The sequence below is a fragment of the Pantoea sp. USHLN298 genome (assembly GCF_037149395.1).
GTDB classification, from domain to species: domain Bacteria; phylum Pseudomonadota; class Gammaproteobacteria; order Enterobacterales; family Enterobacteriaceae; genus Pantoea; species Pantoea astica.
Map to the genome: position 1 here is coordinate 645,182 of NZ_JBBCRO010000002.1, position 16,723 is coordinate 661,904.

Annotated in this window: 13 protein-coding genes; 4 read left to right on the top strand and 9 right to left on the bottom strand. The window is 58.4% G+C overall.

The window, feature by feature from the left end; translation table 11 throughout:
• Positions 1-3: 3 nt before the first annotated feature.
• From WFK59_RS07795 to WFK59_RS07810, 4 genes are all read right to left on the bottom strand, one after another.
• Positions 4-870 (bottom strand): ABC transporter ATP-binding protein, encoded by an 867-nt coding sequence (locus WFK59_RS07795; RefSeq protein ID WP_233987792.1) that lies wholly within the window; start codon positions 868-870, stop codon positions 4-6.
• The gene (gene livM, locus WFK59_RS07800) at positions 863-2,146 is read right to left on the bottom strand and encodes a high-affinity branched-chain amino acid ABC transporter permease LivM (RefSeq protein WP_233987791.1); all 1,284 of its coding nucleotides are present in this window, start codon (positions 2,144-2,146) and stop codon (positions 863-865) included. The genes WFK59_RS07795 and livM overlap by 8 nt, the downstream gene beginning before the upstream one ends.
• A gap of 10 nt (positions 2,147-2,156) precedes the next feature.
• Positions 2,157-3,071, bottom strand: coding sequence for an ABC transporter permease subunit (locus WFK59_RS07805; protein ID WP_233987790.1), 915 nt, complete (start codon positions 3,069-3,071; stop codon positions 2,157-2,159).
• Between the two features lie 133 nt (positions 3,072-3,204).
• A complete protein-coding gene (locus WFK59_RS07810; protein WP_409520464.1) occupies positions 3,205-4,284 on the bottom strand; it encodes a branched-chain amino acid ABC transporter substrate-binding protein in 1,080 nt (359 codons plus the stop codon).
• A 376-nt stretch (positions 4,285-4,660) separates the two neighbouring features.
• Between WFK59_RS07810 and WFK59_RS07815 the strand changes: the two genes are divergently transcribed.
• The 3 genes from WFK59_RS07815 to WFK59_RS07825 all read left to right on the top strand — a co-directional run bounded on the left by WFK59_RS07815 (position 4,661) and on the right by WFK59_RS07825 (position 9,107).
• A complete protein-coding gene (locus tag WFK59_RS07815; protein WP_233987788.1) occupies positions 4,661-6,115 on the top strand; it encodes an AMP nucleosidase in 1,455 nt (484 codons plus the stop codon).
• 1,638 nt (positions 6,116-7,753) lie between these two features.
• Positions 7,754-8,437 (top strand): helix-turn-helix transcriptional regulator, encoded by a 684-nt coding sequence (locus WFK59_RS07820; RefSeq protein WP_336755513.1) that lies wholly within the window; start codon positions 7,754-7,756, stop codon positions 8,435-8,437.
• A gap of 4 nt (positions 8,438-8,441) precedes the next feature.
• Positions 8,442-9,107 (top strand): PAS domain-containing protein, encoded by a 666-nt coding sequence (locus tag WFK59_RS07825; protein WP_336755514.1) that lies wholly within the window; start codon positions 8,442-8,444, stop codon positions 9,105-9,107.
• A gap of 808 nt (positions 9,108-9,915) precedes the next feature.
• On the opposite strand, the gene WFK59_RS07830 is transcribed toward WFK59_RS07825, so the two are convergent.
• Positions 9,916-11,214 (bottom strand): NCS2 family permease, encoded by a 1,299-nt coding sequence (locus WFK59_RS07830; protein ID WP_218833860.1) that lies wholly within the window; start codon positions 11,212-11,214, stop codon positions 9,916-9,918.
• Between the two features lie 434 nt (positions 11,215-11,648).
• Here WFK59_RS07830 and WFK59_RS07835 point away from each other — a divergent pair, with 434 nt between their 5' ends.
• Entirely contained in the window at positions 11,649-12,392 is a 744-nt protein-coding gene (locus WFK59_RS07835) for a response regulator (protein WP_233987787.1), read from the top strand.
• Between the two features lie 24 nt (positions 12,393-12,416).
• On the opposite strand, the gene WFK59_RS07840 is transcribed toward WFK59_RS07835, so the two are convergent.
• From WFK59_RS07840 to WFK59_RS07855, 4 genes are all read right to left on the bottom strand, one after another.
• Entirely contained in the window at positions 12,417-13,100 is a 684-nt protein-coding gene (locus tag WFK59_RS07840) for a D-lyxose/D-mannose isomerase (protein WP_336755515.1), read from the bottom strand.
• A gap of 43 nt (positions 13,101-13,143) precedes the next feature.
• Positions 13,144-14,082 (bottom strand): ABC transporter substrate-binding protein, encoded by a 939-nt coding sequence (locus tag WFK59_RS07845; RefSeq protein WP_233987785.1) that lies wholly within the window; start codon positions 14,080-14,082, stop codon positions 13,144-13,146.
• Positions 14,083-14,180: 98 nt separating this feature from the next.
• Positions 14,181-15,161, bottom strand: a complete 981-nt coding sequence (locus WFK59_RS07850; protein WP_031378037.1) for an ABC transporter permease subunit — start codon at positions 15,159-15,161, stop codon at positions 14,181-14,183.
• 10 nt (positions 15,162-15,171) lie between these two features.
• A complete protein-coding gene (locus WFK59_RS07855) occupies positions 15,172-16,686 on the bottom strand; it encodes a sugar ABC transporter ATP-binding protein (RefSeq protein WP_233987784.1) in 1,515 nt (504 codons plus the stop codon).
• Positions 16,687-16,723: the final 37 nt, after the last annotated feature.

A 16,723-nucleotide genomic window follows, 5' to 3' on the forward strand; every position in this document is an offset into this window, starting at 1 on the left:
CATTTACTCCTCTTCGTCACTGCCAAGATAGGCAGCGATGACCCGCGCATCCTGGCGAATCTGCTGCGGCGTGCCTTCGGCGATAACCTCGCCGTGATCCAGCACCACGATGCGATCGGAGATACTCATCACCATCGGCATATCATGTTCAATCAGCAGCACGCTGATGCGGTGATCGGCCCGCAGGCGATGCAGAATAGCGCTGAGCGCCTCCGTTTCCACCGGGTTCAGTCCGGCGGCGGGCTCATCCAGACAGATCAGCTCCGGCTGGGTACACATGGCGCGCGCAATTTCCAGCCGTCGCTGCTGACCATACGACAGCGTACCCGCCAGCCGGTTGGCGGTGGTGGCGAGGTCCACCGTTTCCAGCCAGTAGAACGCCCGGTCGAGCGCGCGGTTTTCCGCCGCCCGGTAGCTTCGGGTATTGAATACCCCTGCCAGCAGGTTGCGGTTCACCAGCATGTGCTGCGCCACCAGCAGGTTCTCAATCACTGACATCTCACGAAACAGCCGGATATTCTGAAAGGTACGCGCCAGCCCGGCGCGATTAACCAGATGCGCGCCGCCAAACATCTTGTACCAGAGACGGGAGCCGAGTTGCGCCGGATGCAACCAGTCGCTGGCATGGATTTTTTCGCCCAGCACCTGAATCACATCGGTAGAGCGCTGGTTGGCGTTGAGCTGTATCCGCCCGCCGCTGGCGCGATAAAAGCCGGTCAGACAGTTGAAGACGGTGGTTTTACCCGCCCCGTTCGGCCCGATTAACGCCGTGACTGACCCGCGTTCAACCCGGAGGCTGACCTCGTTGAGCGCCCGGATACCGCCAAAGCGCATCATCAGTTTTTCAACCTGCAAAATCGCATCACTCATGGCGGGCTCCCTGGCGCAGCGGGACGCCGACACGGCTGGTGCGCACCAGCCCGCGCGGTCGCCAGATCATCATCAGCACCATCAACATGCCAAACAGCAGCACGCGATATTCGGCAAAACTGCGCAGCAGTTCCGGTGCCACGGTCAGCACAAACGCCGCCAGCACCACGCCCAGCGTTGATCCCATGCCGCCCAGCACCACAATCGCCAGGATCAGCGCGGACTCAAAGAAGGTGAATGAGGTGGGATTGACGAATCCCTGATAGCTGGCAAAGAAGACGCCAGCAATCCCGGCGGTTGAGGCCCCGAGCATAAAAGCCGACAGCTTAACCAGCACATGATTCAGCCCCATCGCCCGGCAGGCGATCTCATCTTCCCGTAACGCTTCCCAGGCCCGGCCAACCGGCATACGCGTCAGGCGATGCTTGATAAACAGCACCAGCAGCACGACCAGCACCAGCACGGTGTAGATAAAGATAAACTTCATGTTGGGGTTGTAGCTGAGGTGGAAAAACTCGTGGAACGGCACGCCACCTTCGCGCGCACGGCGGCCAAACTCCAGCCCAAGAAAGGTCGGAGATGGCACCGAGACGCCATTCGGCCCGCCGGTAAACGACAGCCAGTTATTCAGCACCAGCCGGATAATTTCCCCGAAGCCAAGCGTCACAATCGCCAGATAGTCACCGTGCATTCGCAGCACCGGAAACCCCAGCAGCGCCCCGGCGCAGGCCGCCATCAGCGCAGCAATCGGCAACATGCTCCAGAATCCCAGCCCAAGATACTGGTAGCCCAACGCCAGGCCATACGCGCCGATGGCATAAAATGCCACGTAACCGAGGTCCAGTAATCCGGCCAGCCCCACCACAATGTTCAGACCGAGGCCAAGCAGCACATAGATCAGCCCCAGAATCGCCACTGTCAGCAGGTATTTGGTTGAAAACAGCGGGAACAGGCAGGCGGCGATCAACAGCAGCGGGAGTATCCAGCGCAGCCGGGAACGGTAACCCGGTTCACGTACGTAAACGCCGCCGCCCTCGCCGTCAAAGGTGCGCAGCAGCGCCTGACCACGGCGGGTTTGCAGAAACAGGCTGAACAGCAGACGACCCGCCATCACGATGCCCACCAGCACCGCCACCCGCAGCGGTTGTAACCGGAACTGATAGCCTTCCAGCACAATGCCAACGATCGGGCCAAAGACGATCAGTGCAATTAACCCGGCCAGCACCGTTTCCCGCAGCGCCTCAGCCACATTCACTCCCTGACGGGTTTGATTCATTGCAGCGCCCTCATACTTTTGCCACCAGCGGGCGGCCCAGCAACCCCTGCGGGCGGAAGATTAAGATCACCACCAGCAGCGCAAAGGAGAAGACATCTTTATAATCGGAGTTCACCAGCCCGGCGAACTGCGCCTCTGCCACGCCCAGCAGCAGGCCGCCGAGCATCGCGCCCGGCAGCGAACCTATCCCGCCCAGCACCGCGGCGGTGAAGGCTTTGATGCCGATAATGAACCCGGCGTAAAAATCGAAGGTGCCGTAATTCATCGTCACCAGCACGCCAGCCAGACCGGCCATCGACGCGCCAATCATAAACACCAGTGAAATCACCCGATCGGTATTAATCCCGAGGATCGCCGCCATCCGTCGATCCTGCTGTACCGCCCGGCAAATGCGCCCCAGCCGGGTATACTGGATGATCCAGGTCAGCAGCGCCATGCCGCAGGCGGCCGCGATTAAGATAAAGACTTTGGTCCAGGTGATCTGCACCACGCCGCTTTCCAGCTCCAGCCGCAACACGCCGGTTAACAAGGTGGGGACGCCTTGCTGGTTAGGTCCCTGGCTAAGCTGCACATAGTTTTGCAGGATCAGTGACATGCCGATGGCGGAGATCAAGGGTGCCAGCCGCGTGGAGTTGCGCAGCGGACGATAGGCGATGCGTTCGATGGTCCAGCCATAGACGGCGGTAATGACGATGGTGAACAGCAGCGTACCGAAAATCAGCAGCGGAAAAGAGTGAATACCAAACGCGGAGAGCAGCGCCAGACCAATGGCGCACAGATAGGCAGACAGCATATAGACTTCGCCGTGGGCGAAGTTGATCATGCCGATTATGCCGTAAACCATGGTGTAGCCAATCGCGATCAGGCCGTAAACGGCGCCCAGCGTCAGGCCATTCACCATTTGCTGTAAAAAGAAGGCATCCATAGCAGAAGTCTCACTGCGGGAGCCAGTGATACCGGCTCCGGAAAAGTCGTGCCTGAGTGATGCGCTTGCATCCCCCGGCTGTCGTCCGACGGTTTCAGGCTGCAATCGCGGGGATTACAGCCTGGCGGTTTACTCAGAGCTGATGATATTTCCCTTTATCATCCCATTGATAAACCACGTAATCAGAGACTTTTAAATCCCCTTTGCTATCCCAGGATTTTTTGCCCATCACGGTATCCACGCTGTTGGCCTTCAGCCATTCGCTGGCTTTTTCATTGTCCTTACCGGCCCCTTTGTAGGCCGCGGCAATGGCCTGAATCGAGGCATAGGCGTAAAGGGTATAGCCTTCAGGTTCGAAGCCCCCGGCGCGGAACTTTTCAATCACCGCTTTGCCATCGGCTATCTGGCGTGGATCGTTGCCAAAGGTCATATAGACCCCTTTGGTGTATTGCGGTCCGCCGGCGGCGGTCACCATCTCTTCCGTCACGATACAGTCGCCGGAGAAGAAGTCCGCTTTCACGCCCTGCTCACGCATCTGACGCACCAGCGGTCCCGCTTCGGGATGACAGCCGCCGAAGTAGACCACATCCGGTTTGAGCTGGCCGATCTTGGTCACCAGCGCGTTAAAATCTTTCTCGCCGCGCGACAAGCCTTCATACATCGCTTCCTTCACGCCGCGTTTTTCCAGTGCCGCTTTGGTGGCATCCGCCAGCCCCTGGCCGTAGGTATCTTTATCGTGGATCACCACGACTTTCTTCGCCTTGAGTTTGTCGATGATGTAATTCGCGGCAATAGCACCCTGCTGATCGTCACGGCCACACATCCGGAACATCGTCTTCATGCCGCGCTCGGTGATCTGCGGATTGGTGGAGCCTGGCGTAATTGCCAGCACGCCCGCTTCGTCATACACCTCTGAAGCGGGCATGGTGGAGGAAGAACAGAAGTGGCCAACCACGGCATTCACCTTGTCCTGATCCACCAGCCGGTTCGCGACCGACACCGCCTGCTTGGGCTCACAGGCATCATCGCCCTGAACCAGCACGATCTTCTCGCCGTTAATGCCGCCCGCCGCGTTGATATCCGCCGCGGCCTGCGAAGCACCTTTCCAGTACTGCGCACCATAGGTGGCGTTCGGACCCGAGAAAGGTCCGGCGACGCCAATTTTAATATCGGCGTGCGCCGATAAGGCGGTCATTAAACAGCCAGTCATCATCAGTTTGATAGGGAACTTGATCACTTTCACAGACATGCGGTCATCCTCAACAGGGTTAAGAGCCAATGCCAATCAGGAGAAATCAGTTTCTGAACAGAGCGTGGAGAGCGGTTTTCCGGGTACGGCCTGCGGTACCACAGAGGATCTAAGCAATAATCTCGCCATAATTTCTGCGGATAAGAAAATCATCTGCACGGCGGGCGAAGGTGACCGGCCACCAGATCAGCGAGTCACCGCTCACTAACAATAGAGCGACGCAGCCAACACACCAGCACCAGGTTGGTGCAAAATGCGGTCGATCACAGATTCTTCACCAATCTCTGCAACAAACCCGCTAAGCTTGGGCAAATTACGGTAACAAATGGAAGGAGAAACCATGCCGACACAACGGAAAAACCTGACCAGCCAGCAAGCGCTGGATGAACTTGAGCGCCTGTATGAGGGCGCGGTTGATGCGCTGCGCGCGGCAATCAAAGCCTTCACCGAAAACGGCACGCTGCCGGATGCAACCCAACGCGCAGAAGGGCTATTTGTTTACCCCGAGTTGCGCATCAGCTGGCACGGCGAAGGTCCTCAGCAGAACCGTACCCGCGCCTGGGGACGCTTTACCCACACCGGCAGCTACAGCACCACCATCACCCGTCCTGCGCTGCTGCGTCACTATATTGCTGAACAGTTGGCGATGCTGGAGAAGGAGTATCAGCTGGAGATCGATGTCGGTCCTTCCAGCCAGGAGATCCCTTATCCTTACGTGATTGACGGTTCCGATCTGTCGCTGGATCGCACCATGAGCGCCGGCATTGCCCGTCACTTCCCGACCACCGAACTGTCGCAGATTGGCGATGAGACCGCCGATGGCCTGTTCCATGCCGATGCAAAGTTTCCGCTGTCGCACTTCGACGCGCTGCGTACTGACTTCTCGCTGGCCCGTCTGCGTCACTACACCGGCACCTCGGTCGATCATTTCCAGCCGTTTGTGCTGTTCACTAACTACACCCGTTACGTCGATGAGTTTGTTCGCTGGGCGATTGAGCAGGTGCGCGATCCCAATACGCCGTATGACAGCCTGGCCTGCGCCGGCGACGTGGTGCTGACCGCTGAAACGGCTAACAGCGAGACGATGCTCTCTGATCTCGCCTGGAAAAAGCACCAGATGCCCGCCTGGCATCTCACCTCGCCGAACCGGCGCGGCATTACGCTGATCAATATCGGCGTCGGCCCGTCAAATGCCAAAACCATCTGCGATCATCTGGCGGTGATGCGTCCACACGCCTGGCTGATGATTGGGCACTGTGGTGGCTTGCGTGAGAGCCAGCGGATTGGCGATTATGTGCTAGCGCACGCCTATCTGCGTGACGATCATGTGCTCGACAGCGTGCTGCCGCCGGACATCCCGGTCCCGAGCATTGCGGAGGTGCAGCGCGCCTTGTATGACGCCACCAAGACGGTGAGCGGTATGCCAGGGGAAGAGGTGAAGCAGCGGCTGCGTACCGGCACCGTGGTCACCACCGACGACCGTAACTGGGAGCTGCGTTATTCAGCCTCGGCGCTGCGTTTCAACCTGAGCCGCGCGGTAGCGGTCGATATGGAGAGCGCCACCATTGCAGCTCAGGGTTATCGCTTCCGCGTTCCTTACGGCACCCTGCTCTGCGTGTCAGATAAGCCGCTGCACGGCGAGATCAAGCTGCCAGGCCAGGCGAATCGTTTTTATGAAGGCGCGATTTCGGAGCATTTGCAGATTGGGATTCATGCGGTGGAGTTGCTGCGTGCCGAAGGCGATAAGCTGCATTCGCGTAAGTTGCGGACGTTTAATGAGCCGCCTTTCCGGTAGGGGTTGGTTCGCCAGCTGGCTGGTGGGGGTTCGCTGCGCGAACGGGCTGGGAGAAGGTTTCGTTCGCCGGATGGCTGGTGGGGTTCGCTGCGCGAACGGGCTATGAGAAGGTTTCGTTCGCCGGATGGCTGCGGCAGTTTCAGCTTCGCCGCTGCCGGCGACCGACAAGGGGGCGCCAGTCGCCGCGCCCCCTTGACCCCGGGCTCCGGCCTGCTTCACCGCCGCTTCGCGGTCCCTTCGCTTCTTCCGGATTTCTTACGGACCGGCCGGGACGCGCCATCCCTGGCGCGGCCCCGCCTCTTCGCGACATCCCTGTCGCTCGTCCTGAAATCCCTCATCCGCTCAGCGCTTCAGACGGCCTCCCAACCCCTCGCTGTTATTTCTGTGTTTCCTGGTGAGTTCTTCGTCGCTGTATGTCTGAGCACAATGACTGTCGGTGCTGCTGTTTTTTTTCAGGGCCGTCAATAATCAGACGACATCAGGACAGACAGCAATCTGAGAATCCGCTGTCATGCAGATGCTGCGCAGGATGCAGCCGTGCGAAGCGCGCCTGACTATCAGGCTCAAACCATCAGCAGGCAGACAATATCAGGCCATAAAACAAAATAGCGGGTTTGCAGGCGGGGGTTTGCCAGAGGCGTCCGAAGCGCTGAGGAGTGAGCGGAGGCCAGGAAGAGCCGACAGGACGTCGGCGAAAGGACGGCCTCGCCAGGGACGGCGAGTCCGGACGGTCCGTCGGCCGCAGTGAGTGACGAAGGCACCGCGCGCAGCGTGGCGCGAAGGCAGCCGGACGCCGGGATTGTTAAGGGGCGGGCGGCCGCCCCTTGACGCGTCCGCCCGCTCCGGCAATCTGAAACTCCCCAGCGCCTGGCGGGCGAAACCTTACTCTGTGCCAGCCCGCTGCCAGGCGAAACCTGCTCAATGCCAGCCCACTGCCATGCGAAACCTGCCATGTCAGACCGCAGCCATGCGTAACCAGCCCCAGCCCGCCGCCAGGCGTAATCACCCAGTCATCAGCCAGCTCCGGACAGCATGAAAAATGTAAGAAATCACAGGCGGGGGTTTGCCAGAGGCGTCCGCAGCGCTGAGGAGTGAGCGGAGGCCAGGAAGAGCCGACAGGACGTCGGCGAAAGGACGGCCTCGCCAGGGACGGCGAGTCCGGACGGTCCGTCGGCCGCAGTGAGTGACGAAGGCACCGCGCGCAGCGTGGCGCGAAGGCAGCCGGACGCCGGGATTGTTAAGGGGCGGGCGTCCGCCCCTTGACGCGTCCGCCCGCTCCGGCAAACTGAACTCCCCAGTGCCTGGCGGGCGAAACCTCACTCTGTATCAGACCACCGCTAGCGTAACCTGCTCTCTCCCAGACCACACCTCAGCGCAATTACTCTGGAAAGTAACATTGTTAAATAATGACAGGTGAAAAAAGCCCATAACCTTTCGGCTATGGGCATAGTTTTTATTTTTTATAATTGCAGGCAATTTCCCTGGTGATTAGCCGCATTAATACTTTTATGATATTTTCTTTCTGTTATGAAGGTATGATTGCAGTACGGTATTTTATCTGCAGCGTGCTTTTTCAGTAGGGTTATTACGATGTAAGGTCAATTTAATGTAGGGTAATTTAAATGTAAGGATACGTTTATGAAAACAATTCCATTATCTGCCAGCTTGATCGAAATGTTTGAACACGATCCGATCGTTGGCTGGGCAGTTAAAGACAATAACTCCCGCTTTGTTTATGTCAATAACACGTTCAAAACCTGGCAAACCCTTTCAAATCGATATAACTATGAAGGCAGGAATATCAGTGAGATTCCCGTTCCCGTTGCCGAATTTTCAGAGCTGTTTAACCAGCAGGAAAGGGAAATAGAGCGCACGGGTCATCCAGTAAGGGCTATCACTACGCACATTCAGGGCAAAGAGAAAATCATGCAGCCCGCTTATAATGTTCAGGAACCGCTCTATGACGACGAGCATAACTGCATCGGCACCGTTATCAGCGTCAGGCACGTCAGAATCGTTACACCAACCTCGTTACTGGATGGAAAAATAATTCAGCATGCGACCTTCAAATCCCCCTCATCCGTATTTACCGAAAAAGAATGGGAGGTGGTATATCTGCTGGTCTGTGGAATGAACATCAAAGAAATAAGCAGTGTACTGGCAATTTCAATTGATGCCGTTAACGGCAGGCTCCGAAGCTGTTACCGAAAAACGGGTCTCAACTCCGTTTTTGCCCTGACTGACTATTGTCGCCAAAGCCAATTTGATAACTATATACCGGCGTTCTTTCTGAAGAAGGGACATATCATAATCAGAGGCTAAGCTGATGAATCAAGAACTCAATCATCTCGGATGCTATTTTGACCACTCCCTGTTTGGCTGGGCAATAAAGGACAGTGCTTCACGCTATGTTTATGGCAATAAACTTGCCTGCCTCTATTTCAACGTATCAGATGACACACTAGTAGGTTCCCTCGACACTGACCTGACGCCGGATATCGGCGATTATTATCGCCATATACGCCATGATGACAGAAAGATAGTGACCACTGGCCAGATGAGCCTTGTACTCAAAACGTTCGAGTATGGTAGGCGTAATAGGCTCAGATCATTTTTGGTGGAGAAACGCCCCTGGCCGTTCAGAGAGGGGGTTAATGGCATCATTTGTACTTACATGGAGATCAGCAATATTTACTTTTCTACCTTTCTGAAACCGAGCGGCAGGAAGCCTTTTGTTTTTACCCGACCAGCCAGTATTTTTACTGACAAAGAATGGGAAGTGATTCTGTTGCTGTTCTGTGGTGTAAAACAGCACAGCATGCCGGAGATTCTTGGCATCAGCCCGTCGGCCCTTCGCAACCGATTGACACGCTGCTACAACAAAAGCGGCGTAATCAATAATGCCGCACTGCAGCAGTACTGCTTCCTGAGAGGCTGGGACAACTACATTCCGCCATTTTTCCTCAGTAAAGGACATGTCCTGATTAACTGAAAGGTGGCTTACCTGATTTGTTCGCTGCGCGAACGGGCTGGGAGAAGGTTTCGTTCGCCGGCCGGCTGTGGCAGTTTCAGCTTCGCCGCTGCCGGCGACCGACAAGGGGCCGCCAGTCGCCGCGCCCCCTTGACCCCGGGCTCCGGCCTGCTTCACCGCCGCTTCGCGGTACCTTCGCTTCAGACGGCCTCCCTACCCCTCGCTGTTATTTTTTGTGTTTCCTGGTGAGTTCTTCGCCGCTGTATGTCTGAGCAGAATGACTGTCGATGCTGCTGGTTTTTCAGAGCCGTTGTTGTCAGAAAAAAGAAAACATCCAGCCCCAGCACGCCGCCAGGCATAACTACACAAACCACCAGACAGCACCGGACCATTAAAAAAACAGAGATACTTCAGGCGGAGGTTTGCCAGAGGCGTCCGAAGCGCTGAGGAGTGAGCGGAGGCCAGGAAGAGCCGACAGGACGTCGGCGAAAGGACGGCCTCGCCAGGGACGGCGAGTCCGGACGGTCCGTCGGCCGCAGTGAGTGACGAAGGCACCGCGCGCAGCGTGGCGCGAAGGCAGCCGGACGCCGGGATTGTTAAGGGGCGGGCGGCCGCCCCTTGACGCGTCCGCCCGCTCCGGCAAACTGAAACTCCCCAGCGCCTGGCGGGCGAAACCTTACTCAGTGCCAGCCCGCTGCCATGCGAAACCTTACTCTGTGTCAGCCCGCCGCTAGCGTAACCTGACCCCAGCCCGCAGCCATGCGAAACCAGCCCCAGCCCGCTGCTAAGCGAAACCTCCTTCAACCGCCGCCAGGCGAAACCTCCCCGATCAGGCGCTCAGCCACCCCAACTTAATCACAAACAGAATCGACAAAATCACCAGCGCCGCGTTGACCTCTTTAGTACGGCCACTCAGCAATTTCACCAGCGTCCAGGTAATAAAACCAAACGCGATGCCGTTGGCGATCGAATAGGTCAGTGGCATCGCCAGCGCGGTCACGGTGACCGGTGCGGCGGTGGTGATATCTTTCCAGTCAATCTCCGCCAGACCTGATGCCATCAGCACGGCGACAAACAGCAGCGCTGGCGCAGTCGCATAGACCGGCACGCTGGAGGCCAGCGGCGAGAAGAACAGCGCCAGCAGGAACAGTACCGCCACCACAATCGCCGTCAGACCGGTACGGCCGCCGGCGCTGACGCCCGCCGCAGATTCCACGTAACTGGTGGTGGTCGAGGTACCCAGCAGCGAACCAAATAACGCGGCCGCGCTGTCAGCGATCAGCGCCCGGCCCATTTTCGGCACGTTGCCCTGCTCATCCGCCAGACCGGCACGTTTGGTCACGCCCAGCAGCGTCCCGGTGTTGTCGAACACATCAACAAACAGGAAGGCAAAAATCACGCTCACCAGGCCAACGTTAAAGGCACCGGCAATGTCCAGCTGCATAAAGGTCGGGGCGATCGACGGCGGTGCGGAGAACACGCCGGCAAACGGTGACAGTCCAATGCCCATTGAAATAAAGGTCACCAGCAAAATGCCGATCAGCACTGCGCCGGTGACGCGACGCGCTTCCAGCACCACAATCACGATAAAGCCCAGCATCGCCAGCAGCGGCCCCGGCTTGGTCAGATCGCCAATCCCCACCAGCGTCGCCGGGTTATCGACCACAATCCCCGCCCCTTCCAGCGCAATCAGCGCCAGAAACAGCCCGATACCGGCACCAATCCCGGCACGCAGCGGCAGCGGAATGCTGGCAATAATCCATTCGCGGATTTTGAAGATCGACAGCGCAAAGAAGATCACCGCCGACAGGAAGACCGCGCCCAGCGCCACCTGCCAGGTGTAGCCCATGTGCAGCACCACCGTGTAGGTAAAGAAGGCGTTCAGCCCCATGCCCGGTGCCAGCGCAATCGGGTAGTTCGCAATCAGCCCCATCAGCACGCAGCCAATGGCCGCCGCCAGACAGGTGGCAACAAATACCGCCCCTTTGTCCATGCCGGTGGCGCCCAGAATGCTCGGGTTAACAAACAGGATGTAGGCCATCGCCAGGAAGGTGGTGATCCCGGCGATAATCTCGGTGCGAACCGTGGTGTTGTGTGCTTTGAGTTTGAATAATTTTTCTAACATCATCATCTCTCGATACAGGAGACGTCACGAATGTGCGTTCTCGCTTGCCAAAGGGGTTTGCATGCTGATTATTCTGTTCCCGGAACAGCGAAACGGGCTGCTGCATACTCGCGAGCCTGAATGGGGTAAAAAAACGTGTCTGGGCCCACTGCCCTAAGCAATTGCCATGCCATAAGCCGACGCAATCGATTACCTGGCGGGTCAATACACGGCTAAGACAATTCCGAACCAAAACAAGGCGCGATTATGGTGCAATGCACTGATTCTGCGCAATCGTTTTCCTGCGGCGACATCGGGGGTCAGAAAAACTCTGCGCCAGCGCACGATTCCGCACTCTGCCAGGCGAAGCTGGTCACGTTTCAGCAGGCTGAAACAGCAACCGTCATTAGCCTGTGTACACTCCAGAATTAACTCTTTCGTAACATTGAGGCCGCGCAATGAAGCCAGCAATTTTGGTGGTGGATGATGATCTTGCCGTCTGCGACGTGTTGCAGGACGCGCTAAGTGAACATGTGTTCAGTGTTTACAGCTGTCATCAGGGCAAAGAGGCCTTGGCGATGCTTCAGGATCACCCGGAGATCGGGCTGGTGATGCTGGATATGATGCTGCCGGATACCAATGGCCTGCTGGTGTTACAGCAGTTACAGCGCCAGCGGCCCGACGTGCTGGTGATCATGCTGACCGGGATGGGATCGGAAGCGGAGATGGTGGTCGGGCTGGAGATGGGCGCGGATGATTATATCGCCAAACCCTTTAACCCGAGAGTGGTGGTGGCGCGCGCCCGGGCTGCGCTGCGTCGCGGTGGTCGTCTGCTGCCTGCAGCCGAGGACCAGGCGGGCTGGCGCTTTAACGGCTGGCAACTTGACGATGCCCGCGCTCAGCTGTTTAACCCGCAACGCGAACTGATACCGCTCACCCAGGGTGAATATAGCCTGCTGCGGGCGCTGGTGCGTCATGCCCGCAAGGTGCTGACCCGCGATCAGCTGCTGGAGCTGACCCACAGCGAAACGCTCGACGTCTTTGATCGCACCATCGACGTACTGATCATGCGGCTGCGGCGTAAAATTGAAACTAACCCGCACCAGCCCAGCCTGATCCGCACCATTCGTGGCCTTGGCTATGTTTTTTCGGCCGATGTGGTCAAACCCGATGCCGTAACGCGTACCAGCCAGATCGCCTGAGTGACCGCGCCACGCCTGCCCTGCTCAGGGCAGCCAGTGCGCATAATCGTTGCACAGCAGCCAGCGCGGCGACTCATCCTCCTGCAGTGGATTGAAGCGCGCCAGCGGCGTCAGAAATACATTGTCGTTTTCGTCATCATTCGGCATCGATACCTCGCCCACCAGCACATCACCGAAGCCGCTTTCGCCCCAGAAACTGTGCCAGATGCCCGTTTCCAGCGTCACGCTTTCGCCCGGCGAGAGCCGTATCTGCGAACCGGCGGCGTGCGACTGGCGTATGCCGTCGAGCGACACCTGCACGGGCGAATGCGCCAGCCCGTCGCCATCGCGATTATGTAATTCGATAATCAGATTGCCGCCGCCGCGGTTGATAATGTCTTCCATTTTCTGCGGGTGATAGTGCATCGGCGTGCGCTGGCCTTCGCGCACGTGCATCACCTTTTCGGCATAGGGTTTGTGCCACGGCTGTCCGCCTGGCGATCCGTTACGCAGGGTAAACAGCGTCAGGCCGGTCTGCAGAAAGTCAGCCGCGCCAAAGCTGGTGACGTCCCAACCCAGCCGCAGCGCCAGAATTTCCTGCGCCTGCTGACGATCCTGAAGCTGCCACTGGCGCAGATCGTAATCCGCCCACGGTGGCAGATGCACATCCTGGCGGATGAAAAACTCGCGGGTCTGTTGCAGCGCGCGGTTCACTTCTGAACGTTGCATGAGCGTCCTCCTGCAGGCGGCACCCGGCGGTGCCGCCTGTGGCTTATTTCACCGTCCAGCCCTGATAGCTGCCGATGTTGTTACGATCGATCAGCTTCACCGGAATCAGCACCGGCTTATCGGGTGCCGGTTTGCCCTGCAGAATGTCATAGCCGATCTCCACCGCTTTGGCGGCCATCACCTGCGGGTCCTGCGCCGGGGTGGCGACGAACAGTGAGTTCTTCCGCTTCAGCGCCTCTTCACCGTCCGGCGATCCATCGACGCCGACAATAAAGAATTCGTTACGCTGCGCCTGTTTCGCCGCCAGATCGGCACCGATCGCCGTCGGATCGTTGATGGCGAATACCGCATCGATCTTCGGATTAGCCGATAGCAGGCCGGTCATCACTTCCAGCCCGCCTTCGCGACTGCCTTTGGCGTTCTGGTTGTAAGAGAGCAGCTTGATCTCCGGATGGCGCTTCAGTTCGGTCATACAGCCTTCAACGCGGTTCTGAACCGCAGAGACCGGCGGCCCGTTGATGATCACCACGTTGCCTTTGGCTTTCAGACGGTCAGAAATATATTTACAGGCCATCACCCCGGCTTCGGTGTTATCGGAGGTAATGGTGGCGTTGGCACCATCGGCCGCCACGTCAACCGCCACCACCACGATGCCAGCGTCCCGCGCCCGCTTCACCGCCGGGGCGATGCCTTTGGAGTCGGCGGCATTAAGGATAATCATGTCAACTTTCGCCGCGATAAAGTTATCAATCTGGCCGACCTGCTGACCGAGATCGTAGCCGCTGGAGACCAGCGTCACGTTGACCTTATCCCCCGCCAGTTCCCGCGCTTTCATCTCCGCACCCTTGGTGATCTGCACGAAAAATGGGTTAGCCAGATCGCCGACCGTCACGCCGATAGATTTGAGTTCTTTTGCCTGAGCCATGCCGGTACTGAACAGCGTCGCCGCCAGCAGTCCGGTTACAATCGGATTAAAACGCATAGACCTTCTCCTGCGGTTATCAAAGTGCCAACGACTAAATGGCGTTTTTTATGGTGGCGGCTGCGCGGCTGCGCGGCTGCGTCTCCGCCCTTCCAGCCTTAACTCACGTGATGGCGGGTGCGATATTTGTCGATCAGCACCGCAATAATGATCACCGCACCTTTGATCACCAGCTGCCAGAAATAGGAAACGCCCATCAGCGTCATGCCGTTATTCAGGGTGGCGATAATCAGCGCGCCAATCAGCGTGCCGGTAATGGTGCCGATGCCGCCAACGAAACTGGTGCCGCCGAGGATCACCGCGGCGATCGCATCCAGCTCATAGCCGACGCCGAGGTTACCGTTGGCGCTGTAGAGTCGCGAGGCGCTCATCAGCCCGCCCAGCCCCGACAGCAGGCCGCTCATGCCGTAGACAAAAATCAGCACCATACCGACCTTGATGCCGGTCAGGCGGGCCGCCTGCATGTTGCCGCCGACGGCATAAATATGTACCCCCAGCGTGGTGCGGCGCAGGATAAACCAGCAGATAGCGATGACGGCGAAAGCGATCACAATCAGCCACGGCACCGGCCCGAGATAGCCATTGCCGATCCATTCAAAGTTGATATCGGAGTTGATCACCGTGGTGCCGTCCGCCAGCAGATAGGCCGCCCCGCGCAGCGCGGTATAGGTGCCGAGCGTGACGATAAACGGCGGCAAACCGGCCCATGCCACCAGCACGCCGTTGAACAGCCCCATCACCAGTCCGGCCCCCAGCGCCATCGGAATGGTCATTGAGGCCAGCATCGGATCGAGCGAGGCCACCAGCGCCACCACGGCGGTGGTGCCCAGCATCGAGCCGACCGACAGATCGATGCCGCCGGTCAGGATGACAAAGGTCATGCCCGCCGCCAGCACGATATTGATGGAGGCCTGGCGGGTAATGTTCAGCAGGTTCGCTTCGGTGAAGAAGTTCGGCGTGACAAAGCCAAACACTGCCACGATCAGGATCAGAATCGGCAGGATACCGACGGTTTGCAGCAGATCGCCCATCAGCGCGCGTTTCAGCGTCGGGGCTTTGGTCCGGGCCAGTTGTGTCATGTTGGTATCCTTATACCTCGAGCGGTGACGCGCTGTGCGCACCGGTTGCCAGCGTCATAATGTTTTCCTGACTGATGTTGCTGCCTTCCAGCTCACCCACAATGGTGCCTTCGTGCATCACGTAAACGCGGTCGCTCATCCCGACCACCTCCGGCAGTTCGCTGGAGATCATTAAAATCGCCACGCCCTGCCGCGCCATCTGCTGCATCATGCGATAGATTTCGCTCTTCGCGCCGACATCCACCCCGCGCGTTGGCTCGTCGAGGATCAGAATGCGCGGACCAATGGCCACCCAGCGCGAGATCAGCAACTTCTGCTGATTGCCGCCGGAGAGACCGCCAGCCCGTACCTGGGCATGGGGCACCCGGATATTGAGTGAGGCGATCGCCTCGGTGGCAATCGACTGCCCTTTGCGACGGTCGAGCATCCCATAGCTGGCGTCGCGTTCCAGCGTAGCCATCACGATGTTCTCCTGTGCCGCCATCTCCAGAAACAGTCCCTGCTCCTTGCGGTTCTCGGTCAGAAAACCGATCCCCTGCGCAATCGCCTCGCGCGGTGAACGAATCCGTACCTTTTCGCCATCGATCCAGATCTCGCCATCTTTCGGTGGATGTACGCCAAAAATCAGCTGCGCCAGTTCGCTGCGCCCTGCGCCGACCAGTCCGGCCAGCGCCACAATTTCACCGGCCCGCACCGCCAGACTGCTGGGATGCACTTTGCCGCCGTCGGTAAGGTGATTGACCGCCAGCCGGATATCGCCCAGCGGTATGGTGCGGTCTTTGTTGAACAGGTCACTGAGCGGGCGACCCACCATCATCCGCACCAGTTCGCTGGCGTTGAGCTGGTCGCGGGTCAGGCTGCCGACATACTGGCCGTCGCGCAGCACGCTGACCCGATCGGAAAGCTCATAAACTTCGGCCATCCGGTGACTGATATAGATAATCGCCATCCCTTCGCTGCGCAGCCGTTTAATCAGCGCAAACAGCTGTTCGGTCTCGCGGTTGGAGAGCGCCGCGGTTGGCTCGTCCATCACCAGAATGCGGCTGTTACGCTGCAGCGCACGGGCGATTTCAACTTGCTGCTGCTCGGCAATGCTCAGTCGGCTGACCAAATCCCAGGCGCTGAACTGCGCGCCCAGCCGGTCGATCACCCGCTGCGCCTGCTCCGCCATCTGCCGCCGCTTTACCAGTCCGCCGGGCGCGATTTCGCTGCCGAGAAAGATGTTCTCCGCCACCGTCAGATTGGGTGCCAGATTGATCTCCTGGTAGATCAGGGTAATCCCGGCGGCCAGCGCCTCTTTGGGCCCCTTCAGCGCCCAGGGTTTACCCTCAATTAAAATTTCCCCACTGCTGGCGGTATAGGCACCGGCCAGAATCTTCATCAGCGTACTTTTACCGGCACCGTTCTCCCCCATCAGGGCGTGAACTTCGCCGGGATAAACGGTGAGATCGACCCCTTTCAGGGCATAAAAACTGCCGAAGCGCCGGGTGATTTCCCGCATTTCCAGTATCGGTGTGGCTGTCATCGGCCGGCTCCTGCTGATTATCAAGAGCCGCCAGTTA